Annotated in this window: 13 protein-coding genes and 1 pseudogene; 10 read left to right on the top strand and 4 right to left on the bottom strand. The window is 70.8% G+C overall.

The annotated features are described in order from the left end of the window. The first annotated feature begins 93 nt into the window (after positions 1-93). The 3 genes from B5557_RS32550 to pspAB all read left to right on the top strand — a co-directional run bounded on the left by B5557_RS32550 (position 94) and on the right by pspAB (position 4,687). A complete protein-coding gene (locus B5557_RS32550; RefSeq protein WP_159424463.1) occupies positions 94-3,024 on the top strand; it encodes a phosphorylase family protein in 2,931 nt (976 codons plus the stop codon). A 113-nt stretch (positions 3,025-3,137) separates the two neighbouring features. Then, complete coding sequence (gene htpX / locus B5557_RS32545) at positions 3,138-4,058, top strand: zinc metalloprotease HtpX (RefSeq protein WP_079665131.1); 921 nt, start codon at positions 3,138-3,140, stop codon at positions 4,056-4,058. Between the two features lie 5 nt (positions 4,059-4,063). Next, a complete protein-coding gene (pspAB, locus tag B5557_RS32540) occupies positions 4,064-4,687 on the top strand; it encodes a PspA-associated protein PspAB (protein WP_079662801.1) in 624 nt (207 codons plus the stop codon). A gap of 32 nt (positions 4,688-4,719) precedes the next feature. On the opposite strand, the pseudogene B5557_RS32535 reads toward pspAB, so the two are convergent. Further along, positions 4,720-5,058, bottom strand: a pseudogene (locus B5557_RS32535) (uracil phosphoribosyltransferase); the annotation flags it as partial. A gap of 140 nt (positions 5,059-5,198) precedes the next feature. Further along, positions 5,199-6,491: a CynX/NimT family MFS transporter gene (locus tag B5557_RS32530; protein ID WP_231976110.1), complete on the bottom strand. Its 1,293-nt coding sequence runs from the start codon at positions 6,489-6,491 to the stop codon at positions 5,199-5,201. 111 nt (positions 6,492-6,602) lie between these two features. Between B5557_RS32530 and B5557_RS32525 the strand changes: the two genes are divergently transcribed. Both B5557_RS32525 and B5557_RS32520 read left to right on the top strand, forming a co-directional pair. Further along, positions 6,603-7,280 carry a FadR/GntR family transcriptional regulator gene (locus tag B5557_RS32525; protein WP_079662798.1) on the top strand — a complete coding sequence of 226 codons (678 nt, stop codon included), beginning with the start codon at positions 6,603-6,605 and terminating at the stop codon, positions 7,278-7,280. A gap of 20 nt (positions 7,281-7,300) precedes the next feature. After that, on the top strand, positions 7,301-8,074 hold the full coding sequence (locus B5557_RS32520; protein ID WP_079662797.1) for an alpha/beta hydrolase: 774 nt from the start codon (positions 7,301-7,303) through the stop codon (positions 8,072-8,074). Positions 8,075-8,076: 2 nt separating this feature from the next. On the opposite strand, the gene B5557_RS32515 is transcribed toward B5557_RS32520, so the two are convergent. Beyond that, positions 8,077-9,417: a DUF2252 domain-containing protein gene (locus B5557_RS32515; RefSeq protein ID WP_079662796.1), complete on the bottom strand. Its 1,341-nt coding sequence runs from the start codon at positions 9,415-9,417 to the stop codon at positions 8,077-8,079. 220 nt (positions 9,418-9,637) lie between these two features. Here B5557_RS32515 and B5557_RS32510 point away from each other — a divergent pair, with 220 nt between their 5' ends. Then, the gene (locus B5557_RS32510) at positions 9,638-10,846 is read left to right on the top strand and encodes a winged helix DNA-binding domain-containing protein (protein ID WP_079662795.1); all 1,209 of its coding nucleotides are present in this window, start codon (positions 9,638-9,640) and stop codon (positions 10,844-10,846) included. A gap of 69 nt (positions 10,847-10,915) precedes the next feature. On the opposite strand, the gene B5557_RS32505 is transcribed toward B5557_RS32510, so the two are convergent. Continuing rightward, positions 10,916-11,230, bottom strand: a complete 315-nt coding sequence (locus tag B5557_RS32505) for a hypothetical protein (protein ID WP_079662794.1) — start codon at positions 11,228-11,230, stop codon at positions 10,916-10,918. A gap of 140 nt (positions 11,231-11,370) precedes the next feature. Here B5557_RS32505 and B5557_RS32500 point away from each other — a divergent pair, with 140 nt between their 5' ends. From B5557_RS32500 to glnII, 4 genes are all read left to right on the top strand, one after another. After that, a complete protein-coding gene (locus B5557_RS32500; protein WP_079662793.1) occupies positions 11,371-11,775 on the top strand; it encodes an arsenate reductase family protein in 405 nt (134 codons plus the stop codon). 96 nt (positions 11,776-11,871) lie between these two features. Further along, positions 11,872-12,729: a hypothetical protein gene (locus B5557_RS32495; RefSeq protein ID WP_231976109.1), complete on the top strand. Its 858-nt coding sequence runs from the start codon at positions 11,872-11,874 to the stop codon at positions 12,727-12,729. A 110-nt stretch (positions 12,730-12,839) separates the two neighbouring features. Continuing rightward, positions 12,840-13,520, top strand: coding sequence for a hypothetical protein (locus B5557_RS32490; RefSeq protein WP_079662792.1), 681 nt, complete (start codon positions 12,840-12,842; stop codon positions 13,518-13,520). Between the two features lie 313 nt (positions 13,521-13,833). Beyond that, entirely contained in the window at positions 13,834-14,865 is a 1,032-nt protein-coding gene (glnII, locus tag B5557_RS32485) for a glutamine synthetase (RefSeq protein ID WP_079662791.1), read from the top strand. The last annotated feature ends 30 nt before the right edge of the window (positions 14,866-14,895 follow it).

Raw genomic sequence — 14,895 nt, 5'->3', positions numbered from 1 at the left:
TTTGTGTCTCTTGCCTCACCGTCGGTATTCAGGTCGGCATCAAGAACGGTTGGTCCGGTGACAACAGCCCGCCCTTCGCGTACCGCCGTCGTCGTGACAGCGCTTCCCGTCGAGTTCTCCCCGTTGCTGGACTGTCTGCGGTCCGAGCACGCCCGGCGCAAGGGGCAGCGGAGAGTCAACGCCACGGTCGTGCAGACCTTCGAGCTCGACGGCGTCTACGCCTCATGGACCGTGCACCTGGCCCAGGTGGGTGTGACGAACGTGGTCGCCGCGCTGGGCACGCACGGTCTGCTGGAGGTGTTACGGCCGGACGTCGCGCTCCTGGTCGGGATCGCGGGCGGCCTCAAGGACGACATCCCGCCGGGGGACGTCGTGGTCGCCACCAAGGTGTACGAGATCCACGGCGCCAAGGTGTCGGCCCAGGGGCGCGGCGCCCGTCCCGACGCCGTGGACACCTCGCTCTCCCTGTGGCAGACGGCGCTGTACGCGGACGTCCGCATCAAGTGCCACTTCAAGCCGATCGCCTCCGGCGACGTCGTGCTCGACGCCAAGTCCGGCGACATCCGGCGCCGGCTCAACAGCACCTACCAGGATGCGGCCGCCCTGGAGATGGAGGGCTTCGGCTTCTGCAAGGCGGCGCAGCGCCACCGTACGGAAGCCCTTGTCGTGCGCGGGATCAGCGACCGCGCGGACGGCGAGAAGGGCGCGGCCGAGGCCGAAGGCGGCCAGCAGCGGGCGGCCGCCAACGCGGCGGAGGTCGCCGTCGCCGTGCTCCTGCAACACCAGCCCGAAGGCACCGGCCCCGACACGCCGACACCGGGAACTTCCGGAACATCGGGGACTTGGGAAACGCCGGGGACTTGGGAGACGTCGGGGTCCGCGGGGACATGGGGGTCGGCGGGGGCGTCGGGGTCCGCAGGGGCTTCGGAGACAGTGGGGACCGCGGGGGCCTTGGGGACGTTGGGGGCCGCAGGGGCTTTGGGGGCGGCTGAGTCGTCGCAGGGCTCGGGGGTGACCTCTGGGGGGCCTGCGGGGGGATCGGGGTCGCCAGGGGGGTCCGGCGGCCGCACCCCGCGTCGGTCGTTCGCGGCGCAGCTGCGTACGGGCCGTGGGAAGGGCACCGGGAAGAAGGGCGGGAAGCGTGGCTGGAAGGGCCGGGTGGCGGTCTGGGTGCCGCTCACCGCGACGGCGGTCGCCCTCGGGGTCGTTCTGCAGTCGTGCGGGGGCGGGGAGACCGAAGGCAAGGACGCCAAGCCGCTCTCCGGCTCGGTCTCCCCCAGCCTGGCGGCCTGTGAGCAGGCGAACGCCGCGCCCCTGACCATCGCCGCCTCCGTGGACAAGTCGGAGCCCCTGCGTCTGGCGGCCGAGGTCTACGGCACCCGGACCGCGGGCGGGAAGTGCCTGGCGATCAAGGTCGAGGACAAGAACTCGGGCGACGGGATGCGCGCCCTGGTCGCGGGCTGGGGCGAGTCCGACGGGGCGAAGCCGGACGTGTGGGCCCCGGCCGGCAGCACCTGGCTCTCGCTGGCCAGGGCCGAGGCCAAGGGGGCGAACGCGCGGCAGTTCCCCGAGCAGGCAGAATCGATCGTGCAGAGCCCGCTGACCATCGCCATGCCGAAACCGATGGCCGAGGCGCTGAACTGGCCGGAGCGACGGTTCACCTGGAAACAGCTGGCCGAGTGGGCGAAGAACGCGAACGGCTTCTGGGCGGATCACAAGAAGCCCGAGTGGGGCGCCTTCAAACTCGGCAAGACCAACCCGCGCTACTCCACGTCCGGGCTGAACGCGACCGTCGCCGCCTTCTACGCCAAGACGGGCACCAGCGGTGAGCTGGGCATCCCGCACATCGACGATCCCGCCAACCGCGCGTTCGTCAAGAGCATCGAGCAGGCCGCGGTCCACTACGGTGACACCACCCTGACCTTCCTCTCGAACCTCCGTGAGGCGGACCGGAGCAGCCCCCAGAAGGCCATGTCGTACATCTCCGCCGTCACGCTGGAGGAGAGCAGCGTGGTGGCCTACAACGCGGGCTACCCGTGCGGCGCGCTCAGCGCGGACCCCGACTGCAAGAAGACCGCCCTGCCGGACACCCCGCTGGTGTCGTTCTATCCGAAGGACGGCGTCCCGTTCTCCGACCACCCGTACATCGAGCTGAACGGGATGAGCTCCGCCAAGAAGGCGGTGGCCGACGACTTCCTCCGATACCTGCAGAGCCCCGAGGTCTACGGCAAGCAGTTCGCCCCCTACGGCTTCCGCACCCACGAGGGCAAGATCCCCAAGGGGTCCACGCAGCTCGTGCAGGCCGCCGGAGTCCTGCCCGAGGCGCAGTTCACCCGGATGCCGATGCCCAGGGGCGACGTCCTCGGCCATCTGCTGGAGATCTGGCCCGCCCTGCGCCGACGCGCCAACGTGCGCATCGTCATCGACACGTCGGAGTCGATGAACGACGTGATCCCCGGCGTCGGCGACACCAAGATGGAGCGGCTGAAGCAGGCCGAGTCCAAGCTGTTCGGCGAGTTCGTCGGCACCGACCGGGTCGGTCTGTGGAAGTTCTCCGACGCCTCCACCCTCCAGAGCGAACACGACTACAAGGAACTCGTGCCGCTCGGTCCGTACGACCAGAAGCTGGCCGGGGGCACCCGGGCCGGTCTGCTGGCCGACAACGTCAAGAGCCTGGTGGCGGAGGGCGCGACCGGGCTGAACGACACCCTGGACGCCGCGACCGAGGCCATGCGGCACGACTACGACCCCCAGGCGATCAACGCGATCGTGCTGCTCACCGACGGCCGCAACGAGGACAGCGGGAGCATCACGCAGGCTGAGCTGTTGAAACGGATCGGCGACCCCGGCCGGCACCAGATCCGGGTCTTCACCATCGCCTACGGGAGCGACGCCGACCCGGACGACGCGGACGGCAGGAGCGCGCTCGAGGACATCGCGGACGCCAGTGGCGGCAAGGACTACGACGCCAAGAAGGCCGAGACGATCGAGCAGGTCATCACCAGCGTGATCTCCAACTTCTGACCCCCTTGTCCCCTTGTTCCTTTACTCTCCGCAGGGCCGATCTCGATCTGTCCATGGGCGGGGCGGGCGCACAATGGGCAGTGGGACGAGTGCCTGACTGCGGGGTGATGCAGATGCAGAGCCGTTTCCGGAGCGATCGACGGCTGACCGTGCGGATGACGGTCACGATGTTCCTGCTCGGGTTGCTGTACGTGGCGTTCGTCGCCGCGCTGATCGTGTTGCTGAAGTCATGGCTGCTGGTCGTCGCCCTGGTGGCGGCCATGTTCGTCGCACAGTTCTGGTTCTCCGACCGGATCGCGATGTTCGCGATGCGCGGGCGGGTCGTGGAGCGCGAGGAGTATCCCGAGTTGCATGCCGTGATCGACCGGCTGTGCGCGATCGCCGACATGCCGAAGCCGGTGGTCGCCGTCTCCGAGATGGGCATGCCGAACGCGTTCGCGACCGGCCGCGACCCCGACCACGCGGTGGTGTGCGTGACGACGGGCCTGCTGGGGCGGCTGGAGCCGGCCGAGCTGGAGGGCGTGCTCGCGCACGAGCTGTCGCACGTGGCGCACAAGGACGTGGCCGTGATCACGATCGCGTCGTTCCTCGGTGTGATCGCGGGGCTGATCGTGCGGTTCGCGTTCTACTCGCAGCTGTTCGGCGGCGGGCGCAGGGACCAGAACACCGCCGCCGTCTTCGCCGTCGTGATGGGTGTCTCCGCGGCCGTGTACGCGCTCAGCTTCCTGCTCATCCGGGCGCTGTCCCGGTACCGGGAGCTCGCGGCGGACCGGGCGGCGGCACAGCTGACCGGCCGTCCCTCGGCACTGGCCTCCGCGCTGACGAAGGTCTCCGGCGACATCGCCCGGATCCCGACGAAGGACCTGCGGACGGCCCAGGCCTTCAACGCCTTCTACTTCACCCCGGCGACGGGCCGGGAGCCCGGCATCGAGCGGTACTTCTCCACCCACCCGAGCCTGGAGCAGCGGCTCGAACAGCTGGGGCGGATCTCCGCCGAGCTGGGCGAGGCGGCCACTCCGGGGAAGGCGGGCTGAGGCGCATGGGGCTGCTGGACATCCTGCTCGGCAGGACGAAACCGGTCGTGCCCGACCTCGATCAGCTGTTCGCGCTGCCGTCCGCGGCGGTGACGCTGGAGGCGGCGGCCGGTTTCACCCCGACCGGGCAGGGTGCCGTGTGCTTCGCGACCGTCGAGGGCTCGGCCTTCGAGCAGACGCACCGCGAGGTACAGGCGCTCCTCGACGCGGACACCGATCGCACCGGCCCCCCGGTGCGGCTGGTGCGCGACGACTACGGCTACTCCTGGCTGGTCTCACAGCGCTCCCCCGACGAGCTGTCGCTCCTGGTCAACGACCTGCACGCGGTGAACAGCGCGATGGAGGTCAACGGCTTCGGCCCACAACTGCTGTGCTCCCTTGCCGGTTTCGAGGAACGGACGGTCGGGACGGACGGAACGGAAGAGCCGGGGACCGGGAGCGGGCGTCGGCTGGCGCTCGTGTATCTCTACAAGCGGGGTTCGTTCTACCCGTTCGCGCCGCTGCCCGGTGGTGGGCGGCGGCGCGACAACCCGCTGGAGCTTCAGGTGAAGGCCGCCCTCGCGAACGACCTGCGGATCGAGCAGGACCTGAGCCGCTGGTTCCCGGTGTGGGGAGCCCCCGGCCTCTGAGCCGGCCGTGCTGCTTCTCTGCCGGTTCTTCTCTACGGGTCCGTGCCGAAGTAGCGGTCGCCGAAGTCGCCGATGCCGGGGACCATGTACGCGTTCTCGTTGAGGCGCTCCTTGTCGAGCAGGAGGACGTGGCGGTCGGCGATGTCGTCGGGGAGGGCCGTGTAGTACAGGTGGGGCTGCTTGGTCGTCTTGTCCCGCTGGATGAGGATCTTGCCGATCCTGATGCCGGGGACCACCGCGCGCAGTTCGGCCTCCATGCTCTCGCCGGCGCGGATGATCGGCACCCCGCACAGTTTCCGCGTGAAGCGCAGGCCCCGGTAGGTGCTGCCGACGGGGGTGGTGACGTCGTACGGCTCGAAGGGCAGGAGGTCAGTCAATGGGGCCCATGAACATTTCCGAGGAAAGCGAATTCCGGGCATGGCGGAATTCAATAGGGCCGGATGGCGTGAATTTCGCCGCACAAGGGAAGCGAAGGTGAAGTCGACGCGAAGACGAGAGAGGGAGCTCCGGGTCAGCCGATCTGGCGGTTGCGGCCCGCGAGCAGGCCGGCGCCGATCTGGACCAGGGTCAGCAGCATGATGAAGACCAGCGGCACCCGCCAGCCGTCGCTGCGGTCGTAGAGGACGCCCACGACGACGGGTCCCGGCATCGAGAGCAGATAGCCGAAGCTCTGCACGAACCCGGAGAGCCTGACCACGGTGGCGCTGTCCCGGCCGCGCATGCTGATCATCGTCAGGGCCAGCGGGAAGGAACAGTTGGCGACGCCCAGCAGGAACGCCCACAGCCAGGGCGCGTCGGCGGGCGCGGCCCACAGTCCCGCGTAGCCGGCCAGTCCGCACAGACCGATGGCCACCGCGATCCCGCTCTGGTCGCGCAGTTTCCCGGCGACAGCGGACAGGGCGAAGGACAGGGGCACCCCGAGGAGCGAGGTCCCGGAGAACAGCAGGCCCGCGGTCCCGGCGGACAGTCCGGCGTCCCGGAACATCTGGGGCAGCCAGCCGATGATGATGTAGGCGGAGCTCGCCTGGAGCCCGAAGTAGGCCGTGAGCGCCCAGGCGGTGGGGTCACGGGAGATCCGGCCCCCGGGGCGCGACCGCGACTCGTCACCGCCGGCCGCCGCACCCACGACCGCCGTACCCGCCGCCGCATCCGCCGACCGCCGCGCCGCGTCCGGTGCCGGCCCGTGGTGGCGGGCGAGCGCGAGCCAGGGAGGGACGGCCATGGCGGCCGGGACCGCCCAGGCCCCGAGGCCGTACCGCCAGTCGCCGCCGAACGCCTCGGTCAGCGGAACGGTGACGGCGGCGGCGCTGGAGGCGCCGACGTTCAACGCCATGGAGTACAGCCCGGTCATCGCGCCCACCCGGTCGGGGAAGCGCTGCTTGACGACGGCCGGGAGCAGGACGTTGGCGATGGCGATGCCCGCCAGCGACAGGGCGGTCAGGACGACGAACAGGACGGCGCCGGCGGCGAACGGCCGCAGTGCGAGGCCGACCGTCAGCACCGCCGCGCCGGCCGCGATGGCGCCGCTCGCCCCGTACCGCCGGGCGAGCGCGGGGGCCGTCGAGCCGATCAACGCGAAACAGACGGCCGGAATGGAGGTCAGCAGTCCGGCGACCGTGCCGCTCATGGCGAGGGTGTCGCGGACCTCTTCGAGGACGGGCCCGAGGCTGGTGACCCCCGGGCGCAGGTTCAGCGCCGCGAGTACGAGGGCCACCACCGTCAGCTGGCGCGTCCCCCGGGAAGTGCTGAGGGAAGCTGCCTGGCCGGTGCGCGAGACGCGGTTCTTGAGCTCATCCTTCGGCATGGACGTCATCGTAGACTCATCCCATGACTCGATGTCCAGTGTTTTCGTCATCCAGTTGTAGGACGACTTTTACACAGGGTCATAGGATGAGTGCTGACATAGACTGACGGGATGAATCTGGATCCCGTTCGTCGAGAAGCGCTGTCGGACAAGGTGATCGCCCAGCTGCGGAAGCAGATCACCTCCGGAGCCTGGCCGGTGGGCTCGCGCATCCCCACCGAGACGGAGCTGGTCGAGCAGCTCGGAGTGGCCCGCAACACGGTGCGTGAGGCGATCAGGGCGCTGGCGCACACGGGCCTGCTGGACATCCGCCATGGCTCCGGCTCCTATGTGCGGGCGACCAGCGAACTCGCCGGGATGATGCGGACGCGGTTCGCGAAGGCCCACACCGATGACGTCGCCGAGGTGCGCGGCGCCCTGGAGATCCGTGCGGCGCGGCTGGCCTCCGCGCGCCGTACGCCGGAGGACCTGGAGCGGCTCGACGCGCTGCTGGTCCAGCGGGAACAGGCCTGGTCGGCCGGTGACCGGGTCGGCTTCGTCAACGCGGACGTGGCGTTTCACCTGGCCGTCGTCTCGGCGTCCCACAACACGGTCCTGGCCGAGTTGCACGCGGACCTCGGCGAGGTGATCCGGGACTCGCTCCTGGACCACTTCGGCGACGCGTTGCGCCCCGAGCAGTTCCAGGACCACGCCCGTCTCGTCGACGCCATCCGGGCCCGCGACAGCGACAAGGCGGCGTACGAGTCCGGCTCCTACATGGACTGCGCGCCCACCCAGGCCGGCGAATAGGCGCGGCCTACCCTCGGCGTATGAGCGAACTGACCTCTTTCACGCACGAGTTCGACGGTGAACGACTCAGCGGCGTCTGCGGCGGCGGCGACGGAAACGCCGACGCCGACGGCGGTGAGGCCGACGGCGGTGGACCGGGGGGCGCCACCGCCGTTGTGCTGCACGGCGCGGGCAACGGCAGCAAGGAGCGACTGCTGCCGCTGCTCCGGGAGTTCACGGCCCAGGGCTGCCGCGTCCTCGCCTTCGACTTCTCCGGGCACGGCGAAAGCACCGGCGCACTCGGGGAGTTGAGCCTGCGTCGACGCTTCGAGCAGGCGTCCTCGGTGATCGACGCCCATGTTCCGGCACACGCGCCACTGGCGCTCGTCGGGTTCAGCATGAGCGGACAGACGGTGGCCGACCTCGCCGCCAAGTACGGCCCCCGGGTGACGGCCCTGGGACTGTGCTCGCCCGCGGTGTACGCGGCGCAGGCGTGGGAGGTGCCGTTCGGGGAGGGCGACGGGGAGTTCAGCGCGATCATCCGGCGGCCCGGCAGCTGGCGGGAGGCGCCCGCCCTCGACGTGCTGCGGGCGTACGAGGGCCGGGCGGTGCTCGCCGTGCCGGGCACCGACGCGGTGATCCCGCCGGAGGTGACCGCGGCCGTCCAGGACGCGCTCGCCGCCCGCGCCCGGTACACGAGGTTCGAACTCCCCGATGCGGGACACCGTCTGGGGCTCTGGTTCCACGACCACGCCGACGACCGACGGGAGTTCGTGAAGTCCCTGCTGAACTCCCCGCGCCCATTGCGGAGTTGACCTCATACTCCTGGCCTGGCCGTCACCACCCGCGCGTCGATCGCCGCGGCCAGCGTCGCCTGGTCGGCGGCGGTCTGGGTGGCGTAGGCGAGGGCGAAGTCGGCGACGGCGCGTTCGAAGGTGTCGGAGCCGCCCAGGTAGCCGGCGATGGCGAGACGGTCACCGGAGCGGGCGTGCGCGCGGGCCAGGGCGGTGCCGCACAGCCGGGCGTAGACCAGGAGGTCGGCCGGGGACATCCCGGCGACGGCGGCGGAGCCCTTCATGTCGCGCAGTTGGCGCCAGTAGAAGGCGCGCCCCTGCGGCCCGGTCATCCAGCCGAGGAAGATGTCGCCGGCGGCCTGCAGCAGCCGCTGCCCGGCGACGACCCGGTGGCCGGGATGGACGTAGGGGCCGGTCGGCAGGTGTTCCTCCAGGACGGACTCGCGGGCCTCCTTGATCTGCAGGAACAGCGGATCGTCGGTGTCGCGGCCGGTGAGCAGCACGATGAAGCAGCGCATGCCGACGCTGCCGACGCCGACGACCTTGCGGGCGGCGTCGACGAAGTGGTAGCGGTCCAGCAGCGCGCGGCGCTCCTCGGCGAGGGTGGAGCGGTAGTCGCTGAAGATCTTCCGCAGGGAGGCGCCGTCGGAGGCGCCGGCGGGTTCGAGCAGCGGCGGGTCCTGGATGATGCGGCGGTGTCCGTCGACGACCTCGGTGAGCTTGTCGAGGGCCTGCAGGCTGGTGCGGCGGCGGGCCCGGGTGAGGCTCACCTCGACCCGTTTGCGCCGTCGGGCGGAGCGCAGCAGGGGCACCAGCTGGTCGGCATCGATGTGTTCGTACCAGACGGCGAGCTCGCCGAGCCGGGAGAGCCGCCGTATGCCGGTGCGGTAGGCGGCCACGGACTCCAGGGCGGCGCGGTGCACCTTGGTCTCGGGGTGGCCGTTCTCGCGGCCGGCCACGGCGACGGAGACGGCGAGCCGTTTGACGTCCCACTCGAAGGGGCCGGGGAACGTCTCGTCGAAGTCGTTGAGGTCGAAGAGCAGGGCCCGTTCCGGGGAGGCGTACACCCCGAAGTTGAGCAGGTGCGCGTCCCCGCACAGCTGGACGGTCAGGCCGGTGTGCGGCTGTGCCGCCAGATCGGCGGCCATGACGGCGGCCGAGCCGCGCAGGAAGGCGAAGGGCGAGTCGGCCATCCGCCCGTAGCGGACCGGCAGCAGCTCGGGCAGCCGGTCCCGGCCCTGCCGCTCCAGCACGGCGACTGGGTCGGGCCGGTCGACGGGCGGGAGCCAGGCGGCGTGGGCGGAGCGGGAGACGCGTCTGCGGGCGTCCCTGCCGCGCCGGGCACGCTCGTCGGGGGCGGTCATCCGTGTCTCCTGCACATCACGCCTGCCTCCCGGTCGGCACAGTGCCTGCGGCTTCCTGTTCGCAGTGAAGGCCGGGAGCGGGGCCCCCGCATTCCGGGTACGGCGAACGGGTGATGACGGCGCCGGGCCCGACTGTCAGTGGCGTCGGGCAGGATGCGGACAGGGACGAGTGCCGGAAGACGCGTGCCGGAAGCGGACAGCGACGAGGGGTGGAGGCCGGATGGGTGACGGGCTGCGGTACATCGGGGTGGCGGAGCGGCGGGCCAGACTGGCTCTACGGCACCGGCTGGCCCCCGGGGCGCGGGTCGCGACGCCCGAGGCGGTGGCCGACGCGCTCGTCGCCCTGCACGGCTCGGACCCGGCGACGGTGTATCTGGCGGTCGGCGCCCGCCTCGCCGACGCGTCGGCGACCGTGCCGGACACCGACCGGGCGCTGTACGTGGACCGGAGCCTGGTGCGCATGCACGGGATGCGGCACACGGTCTTCGTGTTCCCGACGGAGTTGACGGCCGTCGTGCACGCCTCGACGGGTCTCGCGGTCGCGGCCCGGGAGCGGGCCACCCTGGTGAAGGACATGGCGAAGGCCGGTGCGCCGGACGCGGCCTGGCTGAAGGAGGTCGAGGAGTCGGCGCTGGCCGCCCTGGCCCGGCTCGGCCAGGCGACGGCGGCCGAGCTGTCCCGTGAGGAGCCGCGCCTGCGCGAGCAGTTCGTGTACGCGGCGGGGAAGAGCTACGAGGGCGTCCACACCGTGGTGACGCGCCTGCTGAAGGTGCTGGGCGTCGAGGGCAAGGTGGTCAGGGGCCGTCCCCTGGGCTCGTGGACGTCGAGCCAGTTCCGCTGGGCCGTGGCCCCCGAACACCCCGAACTCCCGGTGGCGGACGCCCAGTCGGAGCTGCTGAGACAGTGGCTGACGGCGTGCGGCCCGGCCACCGAGGCGGACCTCAAGTGGTGGACGGGCTGGCGGGTCACGGACGTCCGCCGGGCACTGACGGCGATCGGGGCACGGGCGGTGACGCTGGACGAGGGCACGGGGTACGTCGTCGAGGGGGACGAGGAGCCGGTGACCGGCGCCGGGGAACCGTGGGCGGCCCTGCTGCCCGCCCTCGACCCGACCGCGATGGGCTGGCAGGGCCGGGACTGGTACCTCGCCCCGGAGTTGCGCCCCGCCCTGTTCGACTACAGCGGGAACGTCGGGCCGACGGTGTGGTGGAACGGCCGGGTGGTGGGGGCTTGGGCCCAGCGCCCCGGCGGGCGGATCGTGTGGCAGATCCTGGACGAGGAGGGCGTGGGCGGCGACGCGAAGGCGGCGATCGAAGCGGAGGCGGAGCGGTTGGGGGCGTGGCTGGGGGCGACCCGGGTGACGCCGAGGTTCCGGACGCCGGTGGAGAAGGAGTTGGCGGCGCAGTCGGCGGGGCAGGTGGCGGGGTAGGTCCGGGTTGGCTCACTGGGCCGTGCCGGGACCGGGCGCCGTCATGAGCGGCGGCGCCCGGCGCCCGTCTCACCGCGAGTAACGCAACAGCGCTCGCACCATGTGGCACGTCGTGTCCGACGGCGGGTGAACGCCGATCAGCTGCGCCGTGCTGCGGATCTTCTCGTTGCGGGCCTGGTTGGGCATGTAGACCCCGAGGTCGAGCAGGGCGATGGCGAGGCGCATCGCCTTGAGGCGGCGGTTGTGCATGACGTACCAGTCGCGCGGACGCCCCGGCGGCAACGGCCGCTTCTTGACGGGCACATAGGGCAGATCGAGCTGGACGGGACGCTTCGCGGTGGACTGGGTCGGCAACGGCTTCGGCTTCAGTGCGGCAGCGGGCACAGGCATCCTCCTGTCGCGGTCAGGGTCCGGCCGGCACCTCCGGCGAACCCTCGAACACTGCTTCTATTCTACTGCCCACCACTGACAATCGCCCCTGATCACAAGGGCTTTCGGCGACCTGGACCGCTACCGTGTGACGCATGGAAATCTGGATCAACCCCGCCTGTTCCAAGTGCCGCAGCGCCCTCGCACTCCTCGACGCCGAGGGCGCCGACTACACCGTCCGCCGCTACCTGGAGGACGTGCCGAGCGAGGACGAGATCAGGAACGTACTCGACCGCCTCGGCCTGGAACCCTGGGACATCACCCGCACCCAGGAGGCCGCCGCCGAGGAACTCGGCCTGAAGGACTGGCCGCGGGACGCGAGCGCACGCGGACGCTGGATCAGCGCGCTCGCCGCACACCCCAAGCTCATCCAGCGCCCGATCATCACGGCCGACGACGGCACCGCTCTGGTGGCCCGCACCGACGACGCCGTTCGGGACGCCCTGTCCGTTAGCCGGTCAGTCGACGGTTCGGCTGTTGGCCAGCGGATCGTCGGATAGCCAATGGTTTGTCGGTTGGCCAGCGGTTTGTCGGTTGGTCAGCGGTTTGTCGGGCGGCGGGAGTCGAGGCCGTACACGCTGTTACTCTCCGCCGCCATGACCTTCGGTGATCAAGGATTCCCGTACGGGCCGCCGGACCCGTACGCCCAGTTCACGGCCGAGCAGGAGCGGATACGCAGGCGTCGGCGGACCCGGCGCACGGCGGTCGCGGGGACCGGCGTCGTCCTCGTCGCCGCCATCGCCGCCGGCGCCGCACTGATCGCGGACGAAGACGGCGGCGGGGGCAGGGGCGGGGACCGGAACGACGTGAGCCGGGCCGCCTCCGCTCCCCCGGCGGCCGGCGCCCCTTCCGTGGACATCACCCTTCCCTCCGACGCACCGAGCTCGCTCCCCTCCCTGCTCGCCCGCCCGATCATCCGGCCGGAGCAGGCGTTCCCCTCGACGGGCGTCCGACTACAGGACGGCTCCCGGTTCACGCGCGTCGATCTGGCCACCACCACCGACTGCGCCCGGGGCATGTCGCCCGAGCTGGCCCAGCTGATCGAACAGGGCAAGCCCTGCTCCCGGTTGACGGCGGCCCTGTTCACGGACGCCGACCGGCGCTCGCAGGTGACGGTCACCGTGCTCAGCTTCGCGCGGGTCGAGGACGCCTCGCGGGTGTTCGCGATGGCCTCGATGGACCCGGTGACGTACCAGGTCGTCTCCCTCGACCCGCCCCCGGAGGCCGGTCTGCCGACGGTACCGCCGGGCTCGGCGGGGGTCTTCCGACGGGTGATGACCGTCCGCTCGGTGGTCTTCGCGAACGGGCAGTGGGGCGACGGCGTGGAGAGCGGTGAGGCCGAACTCACCGCCCAGACGGAGGGGTTGCTCCGGCACGTCAACGACACGGTCGTGGCATACGAGGACGGCAAGGGCGGCAAGGGCGGCATCGGCAGCCAGGGCGGCCAAGGGTGACCACGGCACGTGACGCACGTCACTTCCGCTGACTCCTGTAACCGCTGAGTAACCGCGTTCGGTATCTCGTACATAGCGGCGTACGCTCCCCAACCTCTCAGGAGGCGCGCATGCCGCGTAGGAGAAGTCTCGGTACGAAGAAGAAGATCGCGCTGCTGGTGAGCGCGGCGGCGGTGGCGGGAGGTGGCGCCTTCGCCATGGCGAGCACCTCGAACGCCGCTCAGACACCGCAGAACGCCAAGCCCCTGGCCGCCGCGGACTCCAACGTCTGCCAGGGGCTCGCCACCGCCCTCGGCAACAACCAGAGGTTCATCGACGGGCAACGGGCCGATCCCGACGCCCAGTCGACGGCCCGGATCGCCAACCGCGAGGCGGTCATCGCACAGATCAAGGTCCAGCAGCAGGCGTCCGGTTGCACCGTTGGGGAGTCGGCTCAGGACTCCCAGGCGACGCAGCCTTCGCAGGCGGCCTCCACCCCCGCGGGAAACACCGGCACTGCCGGAAACACCGGTAACGCGGGAAACGGCGGTGCCGCCGCCTCGGGCCGGCAGGTCTGCAACGGGTCCACGGTCACCCTCTCCGGAGAGGGCGGTGCCCCGGCCGCGTCGAGTAACCAGTTCCCGGCGGGGACCAAGCTGAAGGTCACCAACCTGGACAACAACAAGTCCACGACCGTCGAGGTGACCTCGGTCTCCGGCAGCTGCGTCCTGCTCAACAACGCGGCCTTCGAACAGGTCCGTGAGCCCGGCAAGTTCCTCATCCGCCGGGCCGTGATCGAGAAGGTGGGGTGAGCCTCAGGAGCGAACAATCCCGCTGAGGCGCCGACCCGTACCGGAGGGCCCCGCACCGGAGGGCCCGCCGGGCCGTCGCCTCGTACGTGTCACCGGTCCTGCTGTTCGCGGCCACGAGCAGCAGGACCTGCACGTCCGGGGGGCCGAGAGGTGAGCCGCACCACAGAACCATCCAGGTAACACGGGGTTCACATTCGAGCAATGATCGGGAAATCGCCTGTTGACAAGCTGCCGGGCAAACAGGCGGCGCCCCAGTGCCGCAGCGCCGCAGCACCCGCAAGTGCGTCAGACACACCCCCGAAGGAAGTGGCCCGTGACCTTCAAGGCTGAGTACATCTGGATCGACGGCACCCAGCCGACCGCCAAGCTCCGCTCCAAGACCAAGATCATCGCGGGTGAGCCCGCCGGTCTGGACGCGCTGCCGATCTGGGGCTTCGACGGGTCCTCCACGAACCAGGCCGAGGGCCACTCCTCGGACCGTGTCCTCAAGCCGGTCTTCACCTGCCCCGACCCGATCCGCGGCGGCGACGACGTCCTCGTCCTGTGCGAGGTCCTCAACATCGACATGACGCCGCACGAGTCCAACACCCGTGCCGCGCTGGTCGAGGTCGCCGAGAAGTTCGGCTCCCAGGAGCCGATCTTCGGCATCGAGCAGGAGTACACGTTCTTCCAGGACGGCTACCCGCTCGGCTTCCCCAAGGGCGGCTTCCCGGCCCCGCAGGGCGGCTACTACTGCGGCGTCGGCGCGGACGAGATCTTCGGCCGTGAGGCCGTCGAGGCGCACCTGGACAACTGCCTCGCCGCGGGTCTCGCGATCTCCGGCATCAACGCCGAGGTCATGCCCGGCCAGTGGGAGTTCCAGGTCGGCCCGGTCTCCCCGCTGGAGGTCTCCGACCACCTGTGGGTGGCCCGCTGGCTGCTCTACCGCACCGCCGAGGACTTCGGCATCTCCGCCACCCTCGACCCCAAGCCGGTCAAGGGCGACTGGAACGGCGCCGGCGCGCACACCAACTTCTCCACGAAGGCGATGCGCGAGGGCTACGACGCGATCATCACCGCGTGCGAGTCGCTCGGCGAGGGCTCCAAGCCGCTCGACCACGTCAAGAACTACGGCGCCGGCATCGACGACCGTCTGACGGGTCTGCACGAGACCGCCCCGTGGAACGAGTACTCCTACGGTGTCTCCAACCGTGGTGCCTCGGTCCGTATCCCGTGGCAGGTCGAGAAGGACGGCAAGGGCTACATCGAGGACCGCCGTCCGAACGCCAACGTCGACCCGTACCTGGTGACGCGTCTGATCGTCGACACCTGCTGCTCGGCGCTGGAGAAGGCCGGCCAGGTCTGATCCCCGGTTTTCCCTGACAGGGGCGCCCAC

This window comes from Streptomyces sp. 3214.6 (assembly GCF_900129855.1).
Lineage (GTDB): Bacteria > Actinomycetota > Actinomycetes > Streptomycetales > Streptomycetaceae > Streptomyces > Streptomyces soliscabiei.
This window is presented reverse-complemented; position numbering and strand designations above follow the sequence as displayed.

Excerpts from the sequence above, each read along its gene's own strand:
- B5557_RS32530 (WP_231976110.1), bottom strand. The coding sequence starts at position 6,491 with ATGCCGAAGGATGAGCTCAAGAACCGCGTCTCGCGCACCGGCCAGGCA.
- B5557_RS32495 (WP_231976109.1), top strand. The coding sequence starts at position 11,872 with ATGACCTTCGGTGATCAAGGATTCCCGTACGGGCCGCCGGACCCGTAC.
- pspAB (WP_079662801.1), top strand. The coding sequence starts at position 4,064 with ATGGGGCTGCTGGACATCCTGCTCGGCAGGACGAAACCGGTCGTGCCC.
- B5557_RS32490 (WP_079662792.1), top strand. The coding sequence starts at position 12,840 with ATGCCGCGTAGGAGAAGTCTCGGTACGAAGAAGAAGATCGCGCTGCTG.
- B5557_RS32515 (WP_079662796.1), bottom strand. The coding sequence starts at position 9,417 with ATGACCGCCCCCGACGAGCGTGCCCGGCGCGGCAGGGACGCCCGCAGA.
- B5557_RS32525 (WP_079662798.1), top strand. The coding sequence starts at position 6,603 with ATGAATCTGGATCCCGTTCGTCGAGAAGCGCTGTCGGACAAGGTGATC.
- B5557_RS32500 (WP_079662793.1), top strand. The coding sequence starts at position 11,371 with ATGGAAATCTGGATCAACCCCGCCTGTTCCAAGTGCCGCAGCGCCCTC.
- htpX (WP_079665131.1), top strand. The coding sequence starts at position 3,138 with ATGCAGAGCCGTTTCCGGAGCGATCGACGGCTGACCGTGCGGATGACG.
- B5557_RS32510 (WP_079662795.1), top strand. The coding sequence starts at position 9,638 with ATGGGTGACGGGCTGCGGTACATCGGGGTGGCGGAGCGGCGGGCCAGA.
- B5557_RS32520 (WP_079662797.1), top strand. The coding sequence starts at position 7,301 with ATGAGCGAACTGACCTCTTTCACGCACGAGTTCGACGGTGAACGACTC.